Source organism: Stenotrophomonas sp. MYb238 (assembly GCF_009496535.1).
In the GTDB taxonomy this organism is placed as follows: domain Bacteria; phylum Pseudomonadota; class Gammaproteobacteria; order Xanthomonadales; family Xanthomonadaceae; genus Stenotrophomonas.
Genome location: NZ_WIDL01000011.1, coordinates 1 through 18641 on the forward strand (window position 1 = coordinate 1; position 18641 = coordinate 18641).

Here is an 18641-nt window from a genome sequence, read left to right on the forward strand (position 1 = left end):
TGCTGTCGCCCCGCGCACGGCGCCGTCGCCCGCGCCCGCCGCGAAACCGGTGGCCGCTGACAGGATCGCCGCCAAGGCCCGTGTCCAGGAGCCGGCACCGGTCGCGATGCCTCCCCCCTCGCCGGCGCGCGCGACGATCACCCCGCCAGCGCCCCCGGCCCCGGCGGCGCCGGCCGCCTATGTGCTCGAACCGATGCCCGCGGTCGTTGACCAGGCAGCACCGCCACCGGCGTCCGCGGCCCTGCGCCTGCGCTCGGCCGCAGGGCCGACGCTGGAAGTGGACGGGCAGGTCACGGTGACGGCGCAGACGGCGGAGGCGGCCGTCGACGAGGACGCCAAGCTCCCGCTCCGGCAGTGGCTGGCGCGCATCCGCGCGCATCGCGACGGCGGCGACTTCGATACCGCGCGCGCCAGCCTGCGGCGTTTCGTGCAGGCCCATCCGGAAGCGCGCATTCCGCGCGATCTGCGGCCACTGCTCGCCGACTGAGTGGTTCCGCAGGCGCGCCGACGACCGCACCGGTCGGCCAGCGGCGTTGCCTCCGGCAAATAGCGGCCGCGCCCCATAGAATGGGCGCGATGCCCGATACCCTCGCCGCGCCCGCCAGCCACGTGCTGGAAATCAAGCACAGCCGTTTCCTCGCCCAGGCCACCCCGATCGGCAGCGCGGCCGACGCGCTGTCCTTCGTCGCGGACGTGTCGGTGGCCGACGCCACCCACAACTGCTGGGCCTACCGCTGCGGCAACGAGTACCGCTCCAGCGACGACGGCGAGCCGGCCGGCACCGCCGGGCGCCCGATCCTGGCCGCGATCGACGGCCAGGGCTACGACCGCATCGCCGTGGTCGTGACCCGCTGGTATGGCGGCATCAAGCTCGGCGCCGGCGGCCTGGTGCGCGCCTACGGTGGGACCGCGGCCGAATGCCTGCGGCTGGCGCCGCGCCTGCCGCTGGTGGCCACGCGCAGGCTGCGCCTGGCCTGCCCGTTCGACGAGCTCGGCACCGTATACACGCAGCTGGCCGCGCACGCGGCGGACAAGCTGGGCGAGGAATTCGACGAGCATGGCGCGCAGCTGTCCCTCGAACTGCCCGCCGACCGCGCGGAAGGCTTGAAAACCCAGCTGCGCGACGCCACCCGTGACAGGGTGCGATGGCTCGGGGAGTGAGGGAAAGAAGCGGACAGGGACCGCAGGCTCCCCCGCTCCCCATGCATCAGCCGGACCTGCTCCACCGCGGTTTTCCGCGTCTCCTTCCTCTCCACTCACTTCTGGCGCCATGACCGACACCTCCACCGAATCCACTCCCGCCCGCGGCAAGGCCAGACTCGGCACTTTGCGCGCGCTGTGGCCGTTCGTGCGCCGCCACATGGGCCTGTTCACCGCCTGGCTGGTGGCGCTGGCGGTGGCGTCGGCGGCCACGCTCAGCTTCCCGGTCGCGTTCCGGCGCATGATCGACGACGGCTTCAGCAACGGCAGCAACATCGACCAGGTGTTCCTGCTGGTGTTCGTGGTGGTGGTGGTGCTGGCCGCGGCCAGCGCGGCGCGTTTCTTCTTCGTCTCGCTGCTGGGCGAAAAGGTCGTGGCCGACCTGCGCCGGCAGCTGTACGCGCACCTGATCGCCCTGGACGCGCAGTTCCACGACCGCAACCGCAGCGGCGAACTGGTCTCGCGCCTGTCCGCCGACAGCGAGCTGCTGCGCAGCGTGGTCGGCAGCAGCATGTCGGTGGCGCTGCGCAGCACCGTCACCGTGGTCGGCAGCCTGGCGATGCTGTTCGTCACCAGCCCGCGCCTGGCCGCCTTCACCCTGGTCGGCATCCCGCTGGCGGTGCTGCCGATCATCCTGGGCGCGCGCCGTCTGGAAAAGGCCTCGCGCGCCAGCCAGGACCGCGTCGCCGACGCCAACAACCTCGCCAGCGAGACCCTCGGCGCGGTGCGCACCGTGCAGGCGCACGCGCGCGAAGGCTACGAGAGCGGCCGCTTCGCCGAGGCGGTGCGGGTGGCGGTGGCGACCGCGCGCGGCCGCATCCGCACCCAGTCGCTGGTCACCGCCATCGTCATCACCCTGGTGTTCGGCGCGGTGGTGCTGGTGCTGTGGTCCGGCGCGCACGACGTGATCGCCGGGCGCATCAGCAAGGGCGAGCTGGGCCAGTTCGTGTTCTACGCGCTGATCGGCGGCGGCTCGGTCGGCGCGCTCGCCGAGGTATGGAACGAACTGCAGCGCGCGGCCGGCGGCATGGGCCGCATCGCCGAACTGCTGCAGGAGCGCGCGGGCGTGCGTGCGCCGGACGCGCCGCTCGCCCTGCCCGTGCCGCTGCGCGGCGACATCCGTTTCGACGACGTGGTCTTCCACTATCCGCAGCGGCCCGGCCATCCCGCGCTGGACGGTTTCACCCTGCACGTGCGGCCGGGCGAGACCGTGGCCCTGGTCGGCCCGTCCGGCGCCGGCAAGAGCACCGTGCTGTCGCTGCTGCTGCGCTTCCACGATCCCGAATCGGGCGCGGTGAGCATCGACGGCATCGACCTGCGCCAGGCCGAACCGGGCGCGCTGCGCGAGCAGATCGCGCTGGTGCCGCAGCAGCCGGCGCTGTTCGCCTCCAGCGCGGCCGAGAACATCCGCTACGGCCGCTTGCAGGCCAGCGACGAGGACGTGCACGCCGCGGCGCGCGCCGCCGAGGCCGACGACTTCATCCGCGCCCTGCCCGAAGGCTATGCCAGCGAACTAGGCGAGCGCGGCGCACGCCTGTCCGGCGGCCAGCAGCAGCGCATCGCCATCGCCCGCGCCCTGCTCAAGGACGCGCCGATCCTGCTGCTGGACGAAGCCACCAGCGCGCTGGACGCGCAGAGCGAACGCGCGGTGCAGCAGGCGCTGGAGCGGCTGATGGCCGGCCGCACCACGCTGGTGATCGCGCACCGTCTTGCCACCGTGCTCAAGGCCGACCGCATCGTGGTGATGGACCAGGGCCGCATCGTCGCGCAGGGCACACACGAGCAGCTGCTGCGCGAAGGCGGGCTGTACGCGGAGCTGGCGCGGCTGCAGTTCATCGACTGAGGGCCGCTCGACACGTGGCGGTGCATGGCTGCACGCCATGCGCGGCGGGCAACCATGCATGGCGATGCCGGGGTCCATCTGCATCAGTCGTGGCGCTGCGCACCGGCGCAGTGAGACGAACGTCCTCGCGACGCCGCGCTAACGCGCGGCGATGCAGGCTTGCCCGGCCGAACCGGGTTGCATGCCACGCAGGAGGTCGCCATGTCGTTCCGCCAGTTCCCCGCCACCGACAGCAACGGCGAAAGCCGCATCATCATCGAGTTCACGCCCGAACCGGACAGCGCGCCGGACCACAACGACGCATCCCCGCGCTACGAACTGGACGACGGCCGCCACCTGCAGCGCAACGCGCGCGAGTTCACCACCCTCGATGGCGAACTGCGGCTGACGATCTGAAAAATCAGCCCTGTGTAGGAGCGACTTCAGTCGCGATGGGGCTTTCCTCTTGAAGGCCCCGTTCGCGACTGAAGTCGCTCCTACGGGTTTGCGACGCCATGCGGAACATGGCTGGCGAAGAATTCGCCAGCCATCTTGACAGCCTTGCGCCGCAAGGGCTGCCGGCGTTCATCCACAGGCTTGTGCGCAGGTCATCCACACCCGCTGTGGATGAATGCGCGCTCAGCGGTCCAGCACCCGGCCGATACCGCTGCGGTCGATCTCGCGCGCGGCCGCTTCCAGCACCTCCGGCGCGTAGCGCTGCACGAAGCCCATGCGGAAATGCACTTCGCCGCCGGGCGTACGCGAGGAATGGATCGAGGACAGGCTGATGCCGTGACGTTCGAACACATGCAGCAGTTCGCGCAGCGAGCCGGCGCGGTCCTCGGGCAGGTGCACGCTCATCGTGCGCGTATCGGTCAGGTCGGCCAGCAGGTAACCCAGGCGCTCGAAACTGTAGTTGCCGTCGCGCAGCGTCTGCTCGTCCACCGCCTCGCGGTTGTCGTCCAGGAACCGGCGCCGGAACGCCGCGCGCGCCGCATCGCTGCCGTCGGCCAGCAGCGCGCGCAGCTGCCGCAGCTGTTCCAGCAGGTGGTCCAGCACCTCGCCCGCGTGCGGGTTGCCGAACTGGATGTCTTCGTAGATCGCCGGATTGAGCGACAGGATGCGCGAGATCACCGCCGCGTCCAGTTCGAACGCGGTCGAGCGGTATGGCATCAACGCCTGCAGTTCGCCGAGCAGCGGCGCATAGCCGCGCAGCACGCCGGCCTGGGCCAGGTGGGTGGCGTGCACCATCGCCTGCACCAGCGCCATCACCCGGTCGTGGTGTTCCGGCGTGGCGCGCACGCACTCGGCCTCCAGCGCGGCGTACAGCCCTTCCAGCCAGGGGCGCCAGCGCGCCTCCACGCGCGCCTCGCACACCACCATCACCCTGCCCTTGAGCGTGGGCGCCTTGGGCGGGGCGGTCATCGGGTGCAGTCCGGCGACGCTGGCCTGCGAGCCCAGCATCGCCGCCACCGGCGCGCTCTTGATCGAGGTCACGTCCAGCCACAGCCTGCCGCGCTCGCGGCCGGCCGCGCACCGCACGTAATCGGCGATCAACGCCGGCGTATGCCGGATCGGCGCGGAGAACAGCAGCACGTCGGCGCGTTCCAGCAACTGCTCCGGCGTCTGCGAGGCGGCATCGACCGGGTCGTGGCCGATCACCTCCAGGCCCATGCGCGACTGGAAGAAGCGGCGCAGCCAGCGACCGTAGGCGCCGCCGCTGCCGACGATGCCGATGACCGGCGTCGCCGGCGCCTGCGCCACGCTCACGCCAGCCGCTCGGCGCGGAAGCGGTACGGCGTGCCCAGCGCGGCCGGCGCCGCCGCCAGCACGTCGAATTCCTCCACGCCCTGGGCCAGCGTCGCTTCCAGCGCGGCGTGGACGCCGGCGATGGCGCGGCTCACCGCGTCCTCGAAACGATGGCCCTTGAGCAGGAACGCCACCAGCAGCGACATCAGCACGTCGCCGGTGCCGGCCACGTCCACCGGCAGGTGCGGCGAGGTCCAGCGCCAGATTTCGTCGCGGCCGATCGCCAGCGTGACCAGCTCGCCCGGCACGCCGGACACCGAATGCGCGATCACCCACTGCGGGCCGCGCTCGAGCAGCACGCGCGAGGCGGCGATGGCCTCGTCCTGCTCCAGCGCGGGCATGCCGGTCAGTCGTCCCAGTTCGAAGGCGTTGGGCGTGACCAGCCAGGCGTGCGGCAGCAGGCGCTCGGCGAAGATGCGTTCCAGCCCGGGTTCGACATAGGGGCCGGTGTGGGTGTCGCCGATCACCGGGTCCAGGCAGTAGCGCAGGTCCGGGCACGACGGCAGTACCGCGTCCAGCCAGTCGGCGAAGGCCGCGCCGTTGGCGACGCTGCCGAAATAACCGGACACCAGCGCGCCGGCGCGCTGCGGCAGGCCGCGCTCGCTGGCGCCCTGCAGCAGTTCGGCGAACCAGTCCGCCGGCAGCACGCGCCCGCGCAGCGTCGCGTAGAACGGCGCGTTGCTGAGCAGCGTGGTGGGGATCTCCGCCACGCGCAGGCCCAGCGCGCGCAGCGGCGGCACCGCCGCGCTGTTGCCGGCATGGCCGTAGACCAGCTGCGACTGTACGGAGATCACGTCCACCGGCGAAGGCCCGTCCGGGCGCTGCCGGCGACCGTGCACGAGATGGCTGTGGTCGACGTCGTTCATCGCCGCATTCTACGCCGGCGGCCACGGCGGCCGACGGCATGGATGCGCACGCAACCAAACGCCGGAAACGACGAGGCCGCAGCAGGCTGCGGCCTCCGACATTCCCGTAGGAGCGACTTCAGTCGCGATGGGGCTTCACCGGGAAAGCCATCGCGACTGAAGTCGCTCCTACGGACGGGCGCAGGACTCAGGGCGAAGTCATGCGGTCCCAGAAGCCCTTGACGCCGTCCAGGAAGGTGGCCGACTTGGGCGAGTGCTTGCGCGCTTCCTCGCCGACGAAGGTCGCCTCGAACTGCTCCAGCAGCTTGCGCTGCTCGGCAGTCAGGTTGACCGGCGTCTCCACCACGATGCGGCAGTACAGGTCGCCTTCGGCGCGGCTGCGCACCGACCTGACGCCCTTGCCGCGCAGGCGGAACAGCTTGCCGGTCTGGGTCTCGGCGGGAATGCGGATCTCCGCCTCGCCGCCCAGCGTCGCCACGCGCACGGCATCGCCCAGCGCCGCCTGCGAAATGCGGATCGGCACCTCGCAGTGTAGGTCGTCGCCGTCGCGGGTGAAGATCGGGTGCTCGCGCACGCGCACTTCCACGTACAGGTCGCCCGGCGTGCCGGCTGGACCCGCCTCGCCCTCGCCCTGCAGGCGGATGCGGTCGCCGGTATCGACGCCGGCCGGCACCTTCACCGACAGCACCTTGTCTTCCTCGACGCGGCCGTTGCCGTGGCAGGTCTTGCACGGCCTGGCGACGATCTGGCCACGGCCGCCGCAGTTGTGGCAGGCCTGCTGCATGGCGAAGATGCCGCGCTGCATGCGCACCTGGCCACGGCCGCCGCAGACATTGCAGGTCTCGACCTTGCCGTCCTCCGAGCCGCTGCCGTCGCAGTCGCCGCATTCGACCAGGGTCGGGATCTCGACACGGCGCTCCACGCCGGCGACGGCCTCTTCCAGGTCCAGCTCCATCACGTAGCCGATGTCGGCGCCGCGCCGCGCCTGGCGCGCGCCACCGCCGCCGAAGATGTTGCCGAAGATGTCGCCGAAGATGTCGCCCATGTCCGGGCCGCCCGGGCCGCCGCCCATGCCGCCCATGCCGTGCTCGAAGGCGGCGTGGCCGTGGGCGTCGTACAGGCGCCGCTTGTTGCCGTCGGACAGGACCTCGTAGGCCTCCTTGCACTCCTTGAAAGCCACCTCGGCCGCGGCGTCGCCCGGATTGCGGTCCGGATGGTGCTTCATCGCGCAGCGGCGATAGGCCTTCTTCAGTTCCTCGTCACCGGCGTCGCGGGAGACGCCCAGTACTTCGTAGTAATCGCGCTTGCTCATGCTCTACCTCTCCCTCCCCCTCCGGGGGAGGGCTGGGGTGGGGGTTCGTTGATGCGACAAGGGTCCGGGACCGCAATACGGCCCCGAACCCTCACCCCGACCCCTCTCCCGAAGGAGAGGGGCAATGGACACCGTCAGGACTTCTTGTCGTCCTTGACCTCGGTGAACTCAGCATCGACCACGTCGTCGTGCGACGGGCCGGCCGCGTCTGCGCCCGGGGCCGGGCCACCCTGCTCGCCGGCCGAGGCGGCGGCGTACAGCGACTGGCCGGCCTCCTCCAGCGCCTTCGACCGCGCCTCGATCTGCGCCTTGTCGTCGCCCTTCATCGCGGTTTCCAGGTCGGCCAGCGCCGCTTCCACCTTGCCGATGACATCGCCGCCGACCTTGCTGCCGTGCTCGGTGATGGCGCTGCGGGTGGCGTGGATCAGGCCGTCGGCCTGGTTGCGGGCCTGCACCAGTTCCTGGAACTTCTTGTCTTCCTCGCGGTGCGTCTCGGCGTCGGCCACCATGCGGTTGATCTCGTCCTCGGACAGGCCCGAGCCGGCCTTGATCTCGACCTTCTGCTCCTTGTTGGTCTTCTTGTCCTTGGCCGACACGTGCAGGATGCCGTTGGCGTCGATGTCGAAGGACACCTCCACCTGCGGCAGGCCGCGCGGCGCCGGCTCGATGCCGGTCAGGTCGAACTTGGCCAGCGACTTGTTGTAGCGGGCCTGCTCACGCTCGCCCTGCAGCACGTGCACGGTCACGGCCGACTGGTTGTCCTCGGCGGTGGAGAACACCTGCGAAGCCTTGGTCGGGATGGTGGTGTTCTTCTCGATGATCTTGGTGAACACGCCGCCCAGGGTCTCGATGCCCAGCGACAGCGGGGTCACGTCCAGCAGCAGCACGTCCTTGACGTCGCCGCCCAGCACGCCGCCCTGGATCGCCGCGCCCAGCGCCACGGCCTCGTCCGGGTTGACGTCCTTGCGCGGCTCCTTGCCGAAGAACTCGCTGACCGCCTGCTGCACCTTCGGCATGCGGGTCTGGCCGCCGACCAGGATCACCTCGTTGATGTCGCTCGAGCGCAGGCCGGCATCGTTGAGCGCGGTGCGGCACGGCTCGATCGACTTCTTGATCAGGTCTTCCACCAGCGCTTCGAGCTTGGCGCGGGTCAGCTTGATGTTCAGGTGCTTCGGACCGGACGCGTCGGCGGTGACGTACGGCAGGTTGACTTCGGTCTGCTGCGCGCTGGACAGCTCGATCTTGGCGCGCTCGGCGGCGTCCTTCAGGCGCTGCAGGGCCAGCGGATCCTTGCGCAGGTCGATGCCCTGGTCCTTGTTGAACTCGTCCACCAGGTACTCGATGACGCGGTTGTCGAAGTCCTCACCGCCCAAGAAAGTGTCGCCATTGGTGGCCAGCACCTCGAACTGCTTCTCGCCGTCGACGTTGGCGATCTCGATGATCGACACGTCGAAGGTGCCGCCACCCAGGTCGTAGACGACGATCTTGCGATCCTTGTTGTCGCCCTTGTCCAGGCCGTAGGCCAGCGCGGCGGCGGTCGGCTCGTTGATGATGCGCTTGACGTCCAGGCCGGCGATGCGGCCGGCGTCCTTGGTCGCCTGGCGCTGGCTGTCGTTGAAGTAGGCCGGCACGGTGATGACCGCCTCGGTGACCTTCTCGCCGAGGAAGTCCTCGGCGGTCTTCTTCATCTTCTCCAGCACCTTGGCCGAGATTTCCTGCGGCGCCATCTTGCGGCCGTCGCTGGTGGCCACCCAGGCATCGCCGTTGTCGTGGGCCAGGATGCTGTACGGGACGTGGGCGATGTCCTTCTGCACTTCGGCGTCGGTGAACTTGCGGCCGATCAGGCGCTTCACCGCGTAGAAGGTGTTCTTCGGATTGGTGACGGCCTGGCGCTTGGCCGAGGCGCCCACCAGCACTTCGCCGTCCTTGGTGTAGGCGACGATGGAGGGCGTGGTGCGGTCGCCTTCCGAGTTCTCGATGACGCGGGCCTTGCCGCCGTCCATGATCGCCACGCACGAGTTGGTGGTGCCGAGGTCGATACCAATGATCTTGCCCATGGGGGACTCCTAGAGGATTCGTGTGCCGGCAGCCGCCGGGTATGAACGGGATGTGGGGGACGGCCGGACGACATTCAAGCCACCCCCGGAACGCTGTTTGCCGCCGGCCGCCCGCGTTAAGGCGGCGGCCAGCCGGCCGGGATCAGTCGACCCGGGCCACCACCACCAGCGCCGGCCGCAGCAGGCGCTCGTTGAGCAGGTAGCCCTTCTGGAACACGGTCACCACCGCGCCCGGGGCGATGCCGGCGGGGGCCTCGACCTGGCTGATGGCCTGGTGGTGTTCCGGATTGAAGGCCTGGCCGACCGGGTCGAGCAGGGTCAGGCCGTTGTCGGCGGCGACCTTGAGCAGCTGCTTGTAGGTCAGCTCCAGCCCTTCCCGCAGCGGGCTGGGCTCGCTGCCGGCCGCGGTCAGGCCCGCATCCAGGCTGTCGAACACCGGCAGCAGCTCGCCCAGCAGCTTCTCGTTGGCGAACTTGCGCGCCTGTTCGATGTCGCGCGCCACGCGCTTGCGCTGGTTCTCCAGGTCGGCGCGCTCGCGCAGCGACTCGCCCTTGAGCTGCTCGATCTCCGCGCGCAGCGCCTGGAGCTGGGCGTCCTGCGCCGCGGCCGCGCCGCCGGCGGTGTTCTCGGTCTCGAATTCGGGGTGGTCTTGGTTCATTTCCGGTTCCCTGGCGGTCGTTCTGCCGCCTGCCTGCTCCCCCGTATGTGGGCTGCCCCACCGGTTTCAAGGTTCCGGCTCATCCGGTGCGACCGCCGCGCATTAATGTGACCGGCGATGCGCCTTTCCCGGATTGACCTGCCGCATGCGCATGCTAGCTTTGCGCGGCCCCAACCTCTGCCGACCATGCTCAGACATCTTTCGATCAAGGATTTCGCCGTCGTCCGCGCCACCGAACTGGAATTCGGGCCGGGCATGACCGTGGTTTCCGGCGAAACCGGTGCCGGCAAGTCGCTGATGGTCGACGCGCTGGGCTTCCTGTCCGGCCTGCGCGCCGACAGCGGCGTGGTCCGCCACGGCGCCGCCCGGGCCGAGCTTTCGGCCGAATTCGACCTCGCCGACGACGCCCCCGCCCGCCGCTGGCTGCGCGACAACGAGCTCGACGACGAGGAGCAGTGCCAGCTGCGGCGGGTGATCCGCGCCGACGGCGGCTCGCGCGCCTTCATCAACGGCCGCCCGGTGCCGGTCTCGCAGCTGGCCGAGCTGGCCGCCTTCCTGGTCGAGATCCATGGCCAGCACGAACAGCAGGCGCTGCTGTCGCGCCCCAGCCAGCTGGCCCTGCTCGACGCCTACGCCCGCAACGAGGCCGAACGCGCCGCGGTGCGTGCCGCCAGCGGCCAGTGGCAGGCGCTGATCGACGAGCGCGACGCGCTGTCGCAGCAGGGCGACGTCTCCGACCGCATCGCCTTCCTCGAACACCAGCTCGGCGAGCTGCGGCGCGAGGAGCTGGAGCCGGCGGCCGTGGCGGCGTTGACCGCCAGCCACCGCCGCCAGGCGCATTCGGCCGCGCTGATCGAGGCCTGCCAGTACGCCGGCAACGCGCTCAACGGCGACGACGGCCCTGCCCTGCTCGGCCTGCTGCAGCAGGTGCGGCACGAGCTGTCGCGGGTCAGCCAGCACGATGCGCGGCTGGGCGAGATCGACGGCATGCTCGACGCCGCCGGCATCCAGCTGCACGAAGCCCTGGCCCAGCTGGACCGGGTGCAGGACGACCTGGACAGCGACCCGGAGGCCTTCGAGGAGATCGAGCGCCGGCTCGGCCGCCTGCACGACCTGGCGCGCAAGCACCGCGTGCCCATGGAGGAGCTGGCCACCACCGGCGACCGCATCGAAACGGAGCTGGAACAGCTGCGCGGCGCCGACGAGCGCCTGTCGCGGCTGGCCGGCGAGATCGACAAGGCCGCCGCGCACTGGCAGGCGCAGGCCGCTGTCCTCAGCGCCAGCCGCACCGTCGCGGCCAAGGCCCTGTCGGACACCACCACCGCGCTGATCGGCGAGCTGGGCATGGGCGGCGGGCAGTTCCTGATCGAACTGGAACCCCAGCCGCAGCCGCGCCCGGACCCCAATGGCGCCGAACGGGTCGAATTCCTGGTTGCCGCCAATGCGGGGCAACCGCCGCGCGCGCTGCGCAAGGTCGCTTCCGGCGGCGAACTCTCGCGCATCTCGCTGGCCATCGAAGTGGCCGCGCTGGGCCTGGATGCCGTGCCGACCATGGTGTTCGACGAGGTGGACTCGGGCATCGGCGGCGCCGTGGCCGACATCGTCGGCAAGAAACTGCGCGCGCTGGGCGAGCGCCGCCAGGTGCTGTGCGTGACCCACCTGCCGCAGGTCGCCTCCAAGGGCCACGCCCACTACCGGGTCAGCAAGGCGCCGGTGGAAGGCATGACCCAGAGCGCGGTGGAGCTGCTCGACGCCAAGGGCCGCGAGGAAGAGCTGGCGCGCATGCTCGGCGGCGCCGAGGTCAGCAGGGAAGCCCGCGCCGCTGCCCGCAAGCTGCTGGCCGAAGTCTGAAACAAGCCCCTGCGGGGCTTGGCAAGGTTTGCGCGCCACTGGCGCGCCTGCGGTGGAGCCTCATGCCGCAGGCCCGGGCGCAGGCGGGACTGGGCAGAAAGCAGGCGGCAGAATTCCACGCCTCGAATTACCGCGGGGCCTCGCCTCCGCCTCTCGTCCAGCACCCGCGCGCCGTTCTCCCGTTGGGAGAAGAGAGATTGCCGCCCGGGCGAACTCACGGCGGCGGCATCGAACCCACCCCATGAACGACGACACCGGCCCAAGGCCGGTGTCTTCTTCTTGCCTGCACGGGAATGAAAACCGGCCTCAGCGCCGCTTCTTGCGCACGTACAGCACCAAGGAATGCTCTTCAAGCTCGTAGCCGTGCTCGGCCGCGATCTTCTTCTGCAGTTCCTCGATCTCACGGCTCTCGAACTCGATGATCTTGCCGGTATCCACGTCCACCATGTGGTCGTGGTGGCCGCCTCGGTCCAGTTCGTAGACCGCCTGCCCGCCTTCGAAATTGTGCTTGAGCACCAGGCCGGCTGCCTCGAACTGGGTCAGCACGCGGTAGACCGTCGCCAGGCCGATCTCGTCGCCGCAGTCGAGCAGCTGGCGGTAGATGTCCTCGGCGGTCATGTGGTGCTGGGGCGTGTTCTGCTCGAGCAACGCCAGGATGCGCATCCGCGGATGCGTCACCTTCAGGCCGACTTTGCGCAGGTCGTTGGATTCCATGGCCATCGTGTTCATTGGCGGTTTAACGCCAGTTGCCTCCGGTCAGATCGCGCTGGGTGCCGGGGAGTGTATCATCGCCGGGATTTCCTCAATCGCCTGTCCCAATGCGCAACCTCCTGCTGATCGCCGTTGTCGCCCTGTCCACCGCCGGCTGCGGCATCATCTACAAGCAGCCCATCTACCAGGGCAACCTGCTGCAAGAAAAGTCCGTCGCGCAACTGCAGGCCGGCCAGAGCAAGCAGCAGGTCAACGCGCTGCTGGGGACGCCGTCCATTCCCGACCCGTTCCATGCCCAGCGCTGGGACTACACATCCAGCCAGCGCGTGAACCGCCTGGGCAAGACCGAGGTGAAGAATTTCACCGTGTTCTTCGAGAACGACCGCGTCACCCGTTGGGAAGGCGACTACTTCCCCAACCAGGATGCGGAACTGGCCCAGAAGAGCGTGCGCCAGTTCGGCCGCAACCTGGCCAAGGACAAGAAGAAGCGCGGTGGCCGCTGAGGCCGGGCGCCACGCACCGGATCAATCGCCGCCGCGCGCCCGCCGGCGGCGATTTTCTTTGGGGTCGGCCAGCAACGGCCTGAGCAGTTCGACGCGATCCCCGTCATGCAGCGCCTGCTGTGGCCGCGCGAGCACGCCATGCACGGCCGTGGCCACGGAATCGCCACCGGCATCGAGCGCCGCGGCCTCCACCGCGTCGGCGACGGTGCACCCCTCCGGCAGGAGCAGTTCCTGGCGCAGGTAACGCTCCGGCCAGGCCAGCACCACTTCCACGCGCATGGCTCAGCCCTCCTGCTCGGCCACACGCACGAAATCGTTGACCATGCGGTCGGCCAGCCCCTGGAAGCCCAGCGCCAGCGCCGGCCCGAGCAGGCGCGAGGTGGGCTCGAACTCGAGCTCGAGACTCACCTTGCACGCGGCATCGGACAACGGCTGGAACTGCCAGCGGCCGTGCAGGCGCTTGAACGGGCCATCCTTCAGCTGCATGTCGATGCTGCCGGGGCGCTGCAGCGTGTTCTCGGTCATGAACCAGGTGCGGAACGAACCCAGCCCCAGATCCAGGCGCGCCACAAGGCGCTCCGGCCCTTCCTCCAGGATCTGCGCCGCCTCGCACCAGCGGAAACGCCGCGGATAGGCGGCGACGTCGTTGACCAGGTCGAACATGCGCTCGGCCGGCTGTTCGACCAGGGCGCTGCGGCGGATGGTAGGCATGCGGGATACGGATGGATGTTCGGAATGCCCCCGAATCGGAGACAATACGGAAATGAGCAAGAAACCCGGTAAGGATAAAGCAAAGAACGCGCAGGCCGACAAAACCATCGCGCTCAACAAGCGTGCCCGCCACGAATACCACCTGGAAGAACGCTTCGAGGCCGGCCTGGTGCTGCAGGGCTGGGAGATCAAGGCCATCCGCGCCGGACGCGGCAACATGACCGATGCCTACGCCTACGTGAAGGACGGCGAGATCTTCCTGATCGGCGCGCAGATCACGCCGCTGATCCAGGCATCCACCCACACCGTTCCCGAGGACCGCCGCCAGCGCAAGCTGCTGCTGCATCGGCGCGAGATCGACAAGCTCATCGGGCGGGTGGAACGCGACGGCTACACGCTGGTGCCGACCGCGATGTACTGGAGCAAGAACCGCATCAAGCTGGAAATCGCGCTGGCCAAGGGCAAGCAGGCCCACGACAAGCGCGATGCGGCCAAGGACCGCGACTGGGCCCGCGAGAAGCAGCGCGCCCTGCGCGCCCACAACCGCAACGCCTGAGTGGCGTGGCGGGGTTCGCCCGCCGCCTCACCTTCAGCCCTGCAGCAGCGCCCGCCTGCCGTACACATGGGCATCGCACCTGCGCTGCGCGACATGCAGCGCCGCGAGCCGCACCGCCAACGCGAGTCGCCCGGCATCACAGCCGGCGCCGGCCATCCAGCGCTGCGCCTCCTCCGCCGCGTCCGCTGGCAACAACGCCAGCAGTTCGACATTCTCCAGGGAATCGACGACCGCCTGGAGACGCACGGAAAGGCCGACGACACGTGCCGTATAGCCACCCGCCTGCACCACGGCAATCACGACCGCCAGCCCTGCCGCGCCTCTGGAATCCCACATGCCCATGGCGACGCCCAAGGCCGACAACGACGCCAGCAGCAGCATTGCGGCAAACCCGGAATGCCTGAGCGGAACCATCGCACGCCGCCGGAACGCCCGGTGACAGAGCAACGCAAGCGCCAGGACGGCCAACGCCTGTACGCCCGGCTGCGCGGCCATGAGCGCAGCGCCCGCCGCCGATGCCAACCCCAGGCAGATCCACGAAGATGGCATCGCTCGCCTGCGGAAATCCGCGCCAACGGTCGCTGCCAATCCACTCAGGCGATACGGACAAGGAGAGTGCATCTGGTCATGCGATCACGGAAACATGACAGCCATGGTGGACAGCCCCATGTCGCAGATCGGTCGCAGCGCCGTTAAGCCATTCCGCCATGCTTCCAGCACGCTGCACACCGACTGCGGCCCGTGCATCCAGGCAAAAGAAAAGCCCAGCCGGTGAAGGCTGGGCTTTATAGATGGTGGAGGTGGGCGGAATTGAACCGCCGTCCGAAGGCACTCCATCCCCGGTACTACATGCTTAGCTCGCCGTTGTATCTCGTCCCGGAACAGCACGGCGCGCAAAGCGCATCCCGGAACCAGCCCGCTTCATCTAGCCTGGAGCTGACGGGCAGCCACCCCATGCGATTCCGTGATGATGACCCTACGCAGCGAGCACGGACACAAGCTGTTTCGGGGCTTAGGCCTTAAGCGGCCAGAGCGTAGTTGTCGTCGTTGGCAACTATGAGTTTTGCAGCTGGATTTACGAGGAAAGCTACCCCCTCGGCATGCACCAAGCGACTTCACAACCCCCGTCGAAACCAGTGCACCCCCGATTTCTTCAAGAATCTTCAGTCTTCAGCGTCCGGATCCGCGGCGCGGTCCGAACGATGCTCGACAACCGCCATGGTACGCGATGCAGCCCAATGCGTCACCTGCGCACATCGCCGTGGACATCCCGCAGTCATGCGTTACCCGCGTCTCCGCGCAACGATGCACTCCATGTCCCTGAAATGAAAAACGTCCACAAACCCGAGGTCTGCAGACGTTCTTCAACTGGCGGAGTGAGAGGGATTCGAACCCTCGATAGAGCTTTTGACCCTATACTCCCTTAGCAGGGGAGCCCCTTCGGCCTCTCGGGCATCACTCCGTTTTCTTTCGTCCTGCCGCGTGTTCCGTGGCAGGGCGCGAAGAATACCGTTTAACGGGGTGAAAGGTAAACCCTTATTCGGAAGTTTCTTCGCTTCCCGGGGCAGCCGGCTCGTCGCCGCGCTGGATACGCTGGAAAATTTCCTCGCGGTGCACCGCCACGTCCTTCGGCGCGGTGATACCGATACGGACCTGGTTGCCCTTGACGCCGAGCACGGTCACGCTGACCGAGTCACCAATCATCAGGGTTTCGCCTACACGGCGAGTCAGGATCAACATTGTGCGAATCTCCATGGAACCGGCGGGGGCTTCCCGCCGGCATTGGCGCGCTGGATACCTGCGCCCCACGACAAAGGGAAAAGACTCCCAATGTTAACGGCAGGGCGCCGGCGCCTTCAAGGCGCGCGACTGTGTATGTTCATGCCAAGTGTGGCTTGACCCATTCCATCACCCCGTCGAGTGCGGCGACCAGCTTGGGGCCGTCTTCGCCACCACCCTGCGCCAGATCGGGTCGACCACCACCCTTGCCACCGATCTGACCGGCGACGTGGGACAGCAGTTCCCCGGCCTTCACCTTGCCCGTTGCCGAGCCGTTCACACCGGCCACCAGAGACGCCTTGCCGTCCTGCGTGCCGGCCAGCAGGATCACCGCGTCTCCCAGCTGCTGCTTGAGCCGGTCCATCGCGTCGCGCAGCGCCTTGGCGTCGAAGCCCTCCAGACGTGCCGCCAGCACCTTCACGCCGCCGATCTCGACCGCGGAGGCGCCCAGGTCGGCGGTAGCACCCGAGGCCAGCTTGGCCTTGAGCGCTTCCAGCTCGCGCTCGAGCTTCTTCTGCCGCTCGCCGAGCTGGCGGATCTTCTCGACCACGTCGGTCGCCGCGCCGCCCAGCAGGCTCGCGGCCTCGGCCAAGCGGGCCTCCTCGGCGTCCACGTGGTCCAGCGCACCCTGCCCGGTCACCGCCTCGATGCGGCGCACACCGGAGGAGACGCCGCCTTCGGAGGTGATCTTGAACAGGCCGATGTCGCCGGTGCGCGACACATGGGTGCCGCCGCATAGCTCGGTGGAGTACTCGCCCATCTTCAGCACGCGGACGTTCTCGCCGTACTTCTCGCCGAACAGCGCCATCGCGCCGAAATCCAGCGCCTGCTGCATGCCCATGTGGTGCACTTCGGCGGAATTGTTGGCGCGCACCTGCTCGTTGACCTTGCGCTCGATGACCGCCAGTTCGTCCGCGGTGATCGGCTGGAAATGCGAGAAGTCGAAGCGCAGGCGGTCCGGCGCCACCAGCGAGCCCTTCTGCTGCACGTGGGTGCCGAGCACCTCGCGCAGGGCGGCATGCAGCAGATGGGTGGCGGAGTGGTTGAGAATGGTGGCGCTGCGACGGGCGGTATCGATCGCACCGGACAGCACGTCGCCCAGCCTGATCGTTCCCTGCTTCACGCTGCCGACATGACCGTGGAACTGGCCGGCAAACTTCTGCGTGTCGGAAACCGCCACGTCCACGCCACTGCCGGACAGCGCGCCGGTGTCGCCGACCTGGCCGCCCGACTCGGCGTAGAACGGGGTCTTGTCGGTGAACAGGATCACCTCGTCGCCAGCCTGCACGGCGTCCACCGGGCGGCCGTCCTTGAGCAGCGCGACCACCTTCAGGCCGTCGGCCTGCAGCTGCTCGTAGCCCAGGAAGGCGGTCGGCGACAGCGTGGCGACCAGTTCGGCCGGCAGCTGCACGCCGCCACCGAACTTGCCGGCGGCACGCGCCATTTCGCGCTGGTGCTCCATAGCGGTGTCGAAGCCGGCCATGTCCACCGTCATGCCGCGCTCGCGGGCGATGTCGGCGGTCAGGTCGACCGGGAAGCCGTAGGTGTCGTACAAGCGGAACGCATCGGCGCCGGGAATGACGCCGTCGCCGACCTTGGCCGCAACGTCGTCGAAGATCTTCATGCCGGCATCCAGCGTCTCGGCGAAGCGCTCTTCCTCGGCCAGCAGCGCCTTCTGCACCGTCGCGGCGGCGGCCGGCAGCTCCGGATAGGCCTCGCCCATCAGCTCGACCAGGGTCGGCACCAGCTTGTGGAAGAACGGCTGGCGCACGCCCAGCATCCAGCCGTGGCGCAGGGCGCGGCGGATGATCCGGCGCAGCACGTAGCCGCGGCCTTCGTTGGACGGCAGCACGCCATCGACGATGAGGAAAGAGCAGGCGCGGATGTGGTCGGCGATCACGCGCAGCGACTTGTTCTCCAGGTCGGCGGTGCCGGTCAGCCCGGCAGCGTGGCGGATCAGCGCCTGGAACAGGTCGATCTCGTAGTTGGTGTGCACATGCTGCAGGATCGCCGCCAGGCGCTCCAGGCCCATGCCCGTGTCCACGCATGGCGCCGGCAGCGGCACCAGGGTGCCGTCGGGCTGGCGGTCGAACTGCATGAACACCAGGTTCCAGATTTCGATGAAGCGGTCGCCATCCTCGTCCGGCGAGCCCGGGGGACCGCCGGCGATGTGCTCGCCGTGGTCGAAGAAAATCTCGGTGCATGGGCCGCACGGACCGGTATCGGCCATCTGCCAGAAATTATCCGAGGCATACGGCGCGCCCTTGTTGTCGCCGATGCGCACGATGCGGTCTTCCGGCACGCCGACCATGTCGCGCCACAGCGCATAGGCCTCGTCGTCGTTGTGGTAGACGGTGACCAGCAGGCGTTCGGCCGGCAGCTTCCAGACCTGGGTCAGCAGTTCCCAGGCCCAGGCGATGGCGTCCTTCTTGAAGTAGTCGCCGAAGGACCAGTTGCCCAGCATCTCGAAGAAGGTGTGGTGGCGGGCGGTATAGCCGACCGAATCGAGGTCGTTGTGCTTGCCGCCGGCGCGCAGGCAGCGCTGGACATCGGCCGCGCGCACGTAGCTGCGCTTCTCCGCGCCCAGGAACACATCCTTGAACTGCACCATGCCGGAGTTGGTGAACAGCAGGGTCGGGTCGTTGCCCGGCACCAGCGGCGCCGACGGCACGATGGTATGGCCCTTCCCCCTGAAGAACTCGAGGAAGTCGGCGCGGATCTGTGAGGTGGTGAACTTTACGGGTGTATTCATGGAGGACTGGCGATAGGCGGGCTGGCGGCCGCCGGCTCCCACGCGGCGCGTGGA

18 protein-coding genes, 1 tRNA gene, 1 other RNA gene and 1 pseudogene are annotated in these 18641 nt (G+C 68.9%); 8 read left to right on the forward strand and 13 right to left on the reverse strand.

The annotated features are described in order from the left end of the window. From CQ393_RS18050 to CQ393_RS08985, 4 genes and pseudogenes are all read left to right on the forward strand, one after another. Nucleotides 1-487: pseudogene (locus CQ393_RS18050) on the forward strand (hypothetical protein); the annotation flags it as partial. Nucleotides 488-576: 89 nt separating this feature from the next. Further along, nucleotides 577-1161: a YigZ family protein gene (locus tag CQ393_RS08975; protein ID WP_194269629.1), complete on the forward strand. Its 585-nt coding sequence runs from the start codon at nucleotides 577-579 to the stop codon at nucleotides 1159-1161. Nucleotides 1162-1270: 109 nt separating this feature from the next. After that, the gene (locus CQ393_RS08980; RefSeq protein WP_153191224.1) at nucleotides 1271-3043 is read left to right on the forward strand and encodes an ABC transporter transmembrane domain-containing protein; all 1773 of its coding nucleotides are present in this window, start codon (nucleotides 1271-1273) and stop codon (nucleotides 3041-3043) included. Between the two features lie 201 nt (nucleotides 3044-3244). Beyond that, on the forward strand, nucleotides 3245-3439 hold the full coding sequence (locus CQ393_RS08985; protein ID WP_153191225.1) for a hypothetical protein: 195 nt from the start codon (nucleotides 3245-3247) through the stop codon (nucleotides 3437-3439). A 222-nt stretch (nucleotides 3440-3661) separates the two neighbouring features. On the opposite strand, the gene CQ393_RS08990 is transcribed toward CQ393_RS08985, so the two are convergent. The 5 genes from CQ393_RS08990 to grpE form a co-directional block, all read right to left on the reverse strand. Then, the gene (locus CQ393_RS08990; protein ID WP_343199910.1) at nucleotides 3662-4786 is read right to left on the reverse strand and encodes a prephenate dehydrogenase; all 1125 of its coding nucleotides are present in this window, start codon (nucleotides 4784-4786) and stop codon (nucleotides 3662-3664) included. A gap of 2 nt (nucleotides 4787-4788) precedes the next feature. Continuing rightward, nucleotides 4789-5697, reverse strand: a complete 909-nt coding sequence (pdxY, locus tag CQ393_RS08995) for a pyridoxal kinase (protein WP_153191226.1) — start codon at nucleotides 5695-5697, stop codon at nucleotides 4789-4791. A gap of 187 nt (nucleotides 5698-5884) precedes the next feature. Further along, entirely contained in the window at nucleotides 5885-7009 is a 1125-nt protein-coding gene (gene dnaJ / locus CQ393_RS09000) for a molecular chaperone DnaJ (protein WP_153191227.1), read from the reverse strand. 134 nt (nucleotides 7010-7143) lie between these two features. Then, nucleotides 7144-9066, reverse strand: a complete 1923-nt coding sequence (gene dnaK / locus CQ393_RS09005) for a molecular chaperone DnaK (RefSeq protein WP_153191228.1) — start codon at nucleotides 9064-9066, stop codon at nucleotides 7144-7146. A 142-nt stretch (nucleotides 9067-9208) separates the two neighbouring features. Beyond that, entirely contained in the window at nucleotides 9209-9724 is a 516-nt protein-coding gene (gene grpE / locus CQ393_RS09010; protein ID WP_153191229.1) for a nucleotide exchange factor GrpE, read from the reverse strand. Between the two features lie 186 nt (nucleotides 9725-9910). Here grpE and recN point away from each other — a divergent pair, with 186 nt between their 5' ends. After that, nucleotides 9911-11575: a DNA repair protein RecN gene (gene recN / locus CQ393_RS09015; protein ID WP_153191230.1), complete on the forward strand. Its 1665-nt coding sequence runs from the start codon at nucleotides 9911-9913 to the stop codon at nucleotides 11573-11575. Between the two features lie 306 nt (nucleotides 11576-11881). On the opposite strand, the gene fur is transcribed toward recN, so the two are convergent. Further along, nucleotides 11882-12289, reverse strand: a complete 408-nt coding sequence (gene fur / locus CQ393_RS09020; RefSeq protein WP_194269633.1) for a ferric iron uptake transcriptional regulator — start codon at nucleotides 12287-12289, stop codon at nucleotides 11882-11884. A 104-nt stretch (nucleotides 12290-12393) separates the two neighbouring features. On the opposite strand from fur, the gene bamE reads away from it, so the two are divergent. Further along, nucleotides 12394-12789 carry an outer membrane protein assembly factor BamE gene (bamE, locus tag CQ393_RS09025; protein ID WP_153191232.1) on the forward strand — a complete coding sequence of 132 codons (396 nt, stop codon included), beginning with the start codon at nucleotides 12394-12396 and terminating at the stop codon, nucleotides 12787-12789. Nucleotides 12790-12810: 21 nt separating this feature from the next. Here the strand turns inward: bamE and CQ393_RS09030 are convergent, their stop codons facing one another. Both CQ393_RS09030 and CQ393_RS09035 read right to left on the reverse strand, forming a co-directional pair. Continuing rightward, nucleotides 12811-13068, reverse strand: a complete 258-nt coding sequence (locus tag CQ393_RS09030) for an RnfH family protein (RefSeq protein WP_153191233.1) — start codon at nucleotides 13066-13068, stop codon at nucleotides 12811-12813. Nucleotides 13069-13071: 3 nt separating this feature from the next. Further along, on the reverse strand, nucleotides 13072-13500 hold the full coding sequence (locus tag CQ393_RS09035) for a type II toxin-antitoxin system RatA family toxin (RefSeq protein WP_153191234.1): 429 nt from the start codon (nucleotides 13498-13500) through the stop codon (nucleotides 13072-13074). A 52-nt stretch (nucleotides 13501-13552) separates the two neighbouring features. On the opposite strand from CQ393_RS09035, the gene smpB reads away from it, so the two are divergent. Beyond that, nucleotides 13553-14056, forward strand: coding sequence for an SsrA-binding protein SmpB (gene smpB / locus CQ393_RS09040; RefSeq protein ID WP_054666626.1), 504 nt, complete (start codon nucleotides 13553-13555; stop codon nucleotides 14054-14056). A gap of 33 nt (nucleotides 14057-14089) precedes the next feature. Here smpB and CQ393_RS09045 read toward each other — a convergent pair whose 3' ends face one another. Then, on the reverse strand, nucleotides 14090-14551 hold the full coding sequence (locus tag CQ393_RS09045; RefSeq protein WP_153191235.1) for a hypothetical protein: 462 nt from the start codon (nucleotides 14549-14551) through the stop codon (nucleotides 14090-14092). Between CQ393_RS09045 and CQ393_RS09050 the strand changes: the two genes are divergently transcribed. Continuing rightward, a complete protein-coding gene (locus CQ393_RS09050) occupies nucleotides 14550-14831 on the forward strand; it encodes a hypothetical protein (RefSeq protein WP_153191236.1) in 282 nt (93 codons plus the stop codon). The genes CQ393_RS09045 and CQ393_RS09050 overlap by 2 nt on opposite strands. A 17-nt stretch (nucleotides 14832-14848) precedes the next feature. Here CQ393_RS09050 and ssrA read toward each other — a convergent pair. The 4 genes from ssrA to alaS all read right to left on the reverse strand — a co-directional run bounded on the left by ssrA (nucleotide 14849) and on the right by alaS (nucleotide 18587). Next, nucleotides 14849-15202, reverse strand: a transfer-messenger RNA (tmRNA) gene (gene ssrA / locus CQ393_RS09055). A 223-nt stretch (nucleotides 15203-15425) separates the two neighbouring features. Continuing rightward, nucleotides 15426-15518, reverse strand: a tRNA-Ser gene (locus CQ393_RS09060). A gap of 74 nt (nucleotides 15519-15592) precedes the next feature. Then, complete coding sequence (gene csrA, locus CQ393_RS09065) at nucleotides 15593-15796, reverse strand: carbon storage regulator CsrA (protein WP_055765406.1); 204 nt, start codon at nucleotides 15794-15796, stop codon at nucleotides 15593-15595. Nucleotides 15797-15935: 139 nt separating this feature from the next. Then, entirely contained in the window at nucleotides 15936-18587 is a 2652-nt protein-coding gene (alaS, locus tag CQ393_RS09070; protein WP_153191237.1) for an alanine--tRNA ligase, read from the reverse strand. Nucleotides 18588-18641: the final 54 nt, after the last annotated feature.

Bases quoted from the DNA above. Each gene is read 5' to 3' on its own strand.
- CQ393_RS08980 (WP_153191224.1), top strand. From the start codon at position 1,271: ATGACCGACACCTCCACCGAATCCACTCCCGCCCGCGGCAAGGCCAGA.
- CQ393_RS08985 (WP_153191225.1), top strand. From the start codon at position 3,245: ATGTCGTTCCGCCAGTTCCCCGCCACCGACAGCAACGGCGAAAGCCGC.
- csrA (WP_055765406.1), bottom strand. From the start codon at position 15,796: ATGTTGATCCTGACTCGCCGTGTAGGCGAAACCCTGATGATTGGTGAC.
- dnaK (WP_153191228.1), bottom strand. From the start codon at position 9,066: ATGGGCAAGATCATTGGTATCGACCTCGGCACCACCAACTCGTGCGTG.
- CQ393_RS08975 (WP_194269629.1), top strand. From the start codon at position 577: ATGCCCGATACCCTCGCCGCGCCCGCCAGCCACGTGCTGGAAATCAAG.
- bamE (WP_153191232.1), top strand. From the start codon at position 12,394: ATGCGCAACCTCCTGCTGATCGCCGTTGTCGCCCTGTCCACCGCCGGC.
- pdxY (WP_153191226.1), bottom strand. From the start codon at position 5,697: ATGAACGACGTCGACCACAGCCATCTCGTGCACGGTCGCCGGCAGCGC.
- CQ393_RS09035 (WP_153191234.1), bottom strand. From the start codon at position 13,500: ATGCCTACCATCCGCCGCAGCGCCCTGGTCGAACAGCCGGCCGAGCGC.
- alaS (WP_153191237.1), bottom strand. From the start codon at position 18,587: ATGAATACACCCGTAAAGTTCACCACCTCACAGATCCGCGCCGACTTC.
- CQ393_RS09045 (WP_153191235.1), bottom strand. From the start codon at position 14,551: ATGGCCGCGCAGCCGGGCGTACAGGCGTTGGCCGTCCTGGCGCTTGCG.
- smpB (WP_054666626.1), top strand. From the start codon at position 13,553: ATGAGCAAGAAACCCGGTAAGGATAAAGCAAAGAACGCGCAGGCCGAC.
- fur (WP_194269633.1), bottom strand. From the start codon at position 12,289: ATGGAATCCAACGACCTGCGCAAAGTCGGCCTGAAGGTGACGCATCCG.
- CQ393_RS09050 (WP_153191236.1), top strand. From the start codon at position 14,550: ATGAGCGCAGCGCCCGCCGCCGATGCCAACCCCAGGCAGATCCACGAA.
- dnaJ (WP_153191227.1), bottom strand. From the start codon at position 7,009: ATGAGCAAGCGCGATTACTACGAAGTACTGGGCGTCTCCCGCGACGCC.
- recN (WP_153191230.1), top strand. From the start codon at position 9,911: ATGCTCAGACATCTTTCGATCAAGGATTTCGCCGTCGTCCGCGCCACC.
- CQ393_RS09030 (WP_153191233.1), bottom strand. From the start codon at position 13,068: ATGCGCGTGGAAGTGGTGCTGGCCTGGCCGGAGCGTTACCTGCGCCAG.
- grpE (WP_153191229.1), bottom strand. From the start codon at position 9,724: ATGAACCAAGACCACCCCGAATTCGAGACCGAGAACACCGCCGGCGGC.